This window comes from Pseudoalteromonas sp. SMS1 (assembly GCF_021530565.1).
GTDB lineage: Bacteria > Pseudomonadota > Gammaproteobacteria > Enterobacterales > Alteromonadaceae > Pseudoalteromonas.
The window spans coordinates 1-1,149 of sequence record NZ_JAKGBI010000071.1 but is presented as its reverse complement, the minus strand read 5'-3'; the positions used below and the strand labels follow the sequence as shown (position 1 = coordinate 1,149).

The window sequence follows — 1,149 nt, the reverse complement described above, 5'->3', positions numbered from 1 at the left end:
GCCCCCAATGCATCCACTGTAAAGCGTTTACGCCCAGCATCATCATAAAGCACATAACTTCTGGCGCCTTCGGCATCTTCTGTGGCCACCGCACGCCCTTGTGCATCACGGTAAATACGCTCAACACCCAGCTCACTGGCCCCTTGGCCTGCCCCTTTAGCCAGACTCACCAGTGCACCGGTTTTGTCTAATGTTTGCGTTTCCCACAACCCGTTGGCATAGCGCGTGGAAATGGTTTGGGTGGCGTCATTATAAATAAACGATGTTTGGGCTTGGTTGGCATCGGTTTTTGTCAGCACTCGGCCCAGCCCGTCATACGTCAGCGTAGATGAACGGCCATTTGCCATCGTTTCTTGAAGCAAGTTGCCATGCACATCATAAACATATTGCGTGGTGTTGTTTGTACCCGTACCGGTCCCTTCTCTCGTCACATCCGAGTAGGTTGTACGGCTTTGTAGTTGGCCTCTAAAATCATAGGCATATTCTGTCAATTGTTGTGCCGATTTATCTAACGATAAAACCCACTCATTCAACTTTACGCCTGTAACCTCTGCACCCGAGAAGGCCTGAGTATAAATATGTTGACTGGTTCTTTGATGAAGCGCGTTATAACGAAACTCCGTTACGCCGCCTTCTCCGTCAACGATATAACGTAAATGGTTGTAGCCATTGTAAATATAATGCGTAGTACTATCACCCAAAGTTTCTGTCTCTAACAAGTTAGCGCTGTTGTACGTCTTGGTAACAACCCGACCTTCGCCATCGGTTTGCGTTAATTGGTTACCACGCGCATCATAGGTGTAGTTAACCTGATTGCCCAAACCATCCTTCATCCACGCCAACTTGCCTGGGTGCATGGTGTCGTCTGCGTAATACCCGTATTCGGTTTTAATAATTTGGTGGTTTGCAACCCCTTCTTTTGACAACAAACGTTCATTCGTATCGAAACGGTACGTCGTTGTCTGCCCGCCAATTACAACGCGGGTGGTATTGGCATCGTCATAAAAGTATTCCGTGACGTTACTTTCCCCATCCATGAGGGTTTTAACACGGTTTTGTGCATCGTATGTCAGTGTCATCGCGGTGCCATCTGATTGTGACACAGTATGAACACGGTTTGATGTGCCGTGATAGGTATAAGCCGTCGTG

General features: G+C 48.0%; 1 protein-coding gene. It reads right to left on the bottom strand.

What is annotated here, in order from left to right; translation table 11 throughout:
• The coding region (locus L1286_RS24030; RefSeq protein WP_235409550.1) for a hypothetical protein at positions 1-1,149 on the bottom strand (1,149 nt) is incomplete at both ends.